This is a genomic window from Methylobacterium sp. J-030 (genome assembly GCF_022829545.1).
Lineage (GTDB): Bacteria > Pseudomonadota > Alphaproteobacteria > Rhizobiales > Beijerinckiaceae > Methylobacterium.
This window is the reverse complement of record NZ_JAKSYM010000333.1, coordinates 1-2589: the sequence shown is the minus strand read 5'-3', so window position 1 is coordinate 2589 and position 2589 is coordinate 1. Positions and strand designations below refer to the sequence as shown.

Genomic DNA, 2589 nt, shown 5'->3' with positions numbered 1-2589 from the left:
GCGCCCATCCCGGCCATTCATTGCAATTCGTCGCCCTCCCCAAAGCAGACGAACCGTTTCCTAATGTCGGGCTCTCTCGCCAGCTGTTGCTGACCCCAGCGGCTGCAGTCAGAGAGATTCTTGATGCGGATTGGGACGTCGCGGATGCGCCGTCCGGTGGCGTGGTGGACGGCGTTAGCGATGGCGGCGTTCAGCAATCGGTCCACTACCGTGAGATCGCCGTCGTGCAGGCGGGCGAGGAGCATGCCGCCGCCGGCTACCCGGATCGAGGAAGGTCGCCGGCCGATTTGCGATCAGCAGCCGCTGCAGGTCGATCTCGTCGTCGCTGAAGTCGTCCGCCGAGTGCTACCGCGTCGCGCGAGGCCTGTCCCATTCGCCATGCTGGATGGTCTCGCTGTGACGCCACATCAGGGCAATATTCAGTCCTTGCAGAAGCGAATTTGCTCGCGGCTATGTTCGTCGCAGGCACCCGGCCGGTCGCGAGTTCCCCGACCAGGGCAATGAGGACGTCGTCCGTCTCCGAGGTAAGGCTGAGCTTGCGCAGCATGGCGTGGTCATGGCGCCCCCTTACGACGACAAGGTGGCTGAAGCCCGTCCGGTCATCACGATCGCGTGGAGGTGATCGATCGACGATGTAGAGGGGTCCGGACGGTTTCCCCACCCGGACGCAGGCGCGCGCGGTCAGTGCCTGTCCTTGTTCTCCGCCAGGTAGGGGCTCCACGGCTTCGGGGCGATCGGCTTGGTCTCATAGACGATGTCGAACTGCCCGCCGGCCTCGATCTCGCCAATCATGACGGGTTTCGTCAGGTGATGGTTCGAGTTCATCGTTACGTCGTAGCCGCCGGGCGATCGGACCTTGAGGCCGATGATCGCCTCGCGCACCTTGGTCACGTCGGTCGAGCCCGCTTTGGCCACCGCCTGTGACCACAGCTGGAACAGGTCGTAGGCTGACTCCATCGGGTCGTTCGTCACCGCCTTCGGATCTTTCGAGTAAGCCTTCCAACGGGTGATGAAGGCCGCGTTCTCGGGTGCTTTGACGGATTCGAAGTAGCTCCACGCCGCAAGGTGACCGACGAGCGGCGTGGTGTCGATGCCCTTCAGTTCCTCCTCGCCCACCGAGAACGCCATCACCGGGATGTCGGTGGCCTTCACTCCCTGGTTGCCGAGCTCCTTATAGAACGGGACGTTGGCGTCGCCGTTTACCGTCGAGATCACGGCGGTCTTCTTCCCAGTCGAGCCGAACGCCTTGATCGCCGCAACCTCGGTCTGCCAGTCAGAGAATCCGAACGGCGTGTAATTCTCGCGGATGTCCTCGTCCGCCACGCCCTTAGCTTTCAGGAAGGCGCGGATGATCTTGTTGCTGGTGCGTGGATAAACGTAGTCGGTCCCTTCCAGGATCCACCGCTTCGTCTCCCCGCCGTCCTTGCTCATCAGATACTCGACGGCTGGGATCGCCTTGTTGTCCGGGACCGAGCTCCCATAAAAGATGTTCTTCGATTGCTCCTCGCCCTCGTACTCGAGCGGGTAGAACAGCAGACCATCCAGCTCCTCGAAGACCGGTAGTACCGACTTGCGTGACACAGAGGTCCAGCAGCCGAACACAGCGGCGACCTTTTGGTGGCTGATGAGATCCCGGGCCTTCTCGGCGAACAGCGGCCAGTTCGAGGCGGGATCGACAACGATCGGCTCGATCTTGCGGCCCAGCAGCCCACCTTTGGCGTTGAGATCAGCGACCTGCATCAAGATGACGTCCTTGAGCACGGTTTCGCTGATCGCCATCGTGCCCGACAGGGAATGAAGCACACCGATCTTGATCGTGTCCTCGGCTGCCCGGCTCGGGCCGGCGAAGGCGGTAGACATCAGCAGGGCCGTGGCGATCGCCCCCAGTCTCCGACGCGTGATTGTCATGATGGACTCCGTTCGGCGCGACGTAGGCGGCCTCAAGGTCAGGCTGACGAGCCAGCGGCGCGAGCGCGAGCGCCGGGATCGGCGCGTCGTCGTAGGTCCAGTCGGGGCGTGGCGCCCGCTATCGGCCTGCCGCTGCCCTGCACGAGTCGTGAGCTTCCAATGCCCGCGGTTCCGATAAACGCATCGAAAAGTTGCATGTGGAGCGGCCTATGCCCGCCCGATGGAGCCAGCCGCGAGCGATACACTAAGGCCAGTCGCCGGAGGTTTGCAGCTCAACTGGCCCCAGGAACTCCGCTCCAAACTGGACACCCGCTACAGCTTGGAGGACAACATCCAACTGAATGGGGCCGCCGATGCAACTGCCCGTGTTCCTCGACCGCTCCCGGCCCGAGACGTTGACGGATCAGCTCACAGCGCAGTTGCGCGATGGCATCCGCCGTGGCCTGGTGCAGCCCGGGGCGCGTCTACCCTCGTCGCGCAAGCTGGCCGAGCAGCTCGCAATCTCCCGCAACACCGTCGTCCGGGCCTACGACACGCTGGTGCTCGAGACCTTGGCCGAGGCGCGTCCCGCCTCCGGCCTCTACGCCCGCTCACCAGCCGCGCCCCTTTTGACCGGCCGCTTGGGCGCCGCGCCTCCGGTGCACGGCAATGGGGGCATCGGAACCGCCCCGCGCGCCCCGA

At 64.3% G+C, this 2589-nt stretch carries 3 protein-coding genes; 2 read left to right on the top strand and 1 reads right to left on the bottom strand.

Annotated elements, in window-relative coordinates:
- Positions 1-329 (top strand): hypothetical protein (locus tag MKK75_RS36450; protein ID WP_409567611.1); only part of this gene is annotated, 329 nt, incomplete at its 5' end.
- 352 nt (positions 330-681) lie between these two features.
- Here the strand turns inward: MKK75_RS36450 and urtA are convergent.
- Positions 682-1908 carry an urea ABC transporter substrate-binding protein gene (urtA, locus tag MKK75_RS25830; RefSeq protein ID WP_409567612.1) on the bottom strand — a complete coding sequence of 409 codons (1227 nt, stop codon included), beginning with the start codon at positions 1906-1908 and terminating at the stop codon, positions 682-684.
- 353 nt (positions 1909-2261) lie between these two features.
- On the opposite strand from urtA, the gene MKK75_RS25825 reads away from it, so the two are divergent.
- Positions 2262-2589: GntR family transcriptional regulator (locus tag MKK75_RS25825; RefSeq protein ID WP_244045355.1), on the top strand; the 328-nt coding region annotated here is incomplete at its 3' end.

Excerpts from the sequence above, each read along its gene's own strand:
- urtA (WP_409567612.1), bottom strand. The coding sequence starts at position 1,908 with ATGACAATCACGCGTCGGAGACTGGGGGCGATCGCCACGGCCCTGCTG.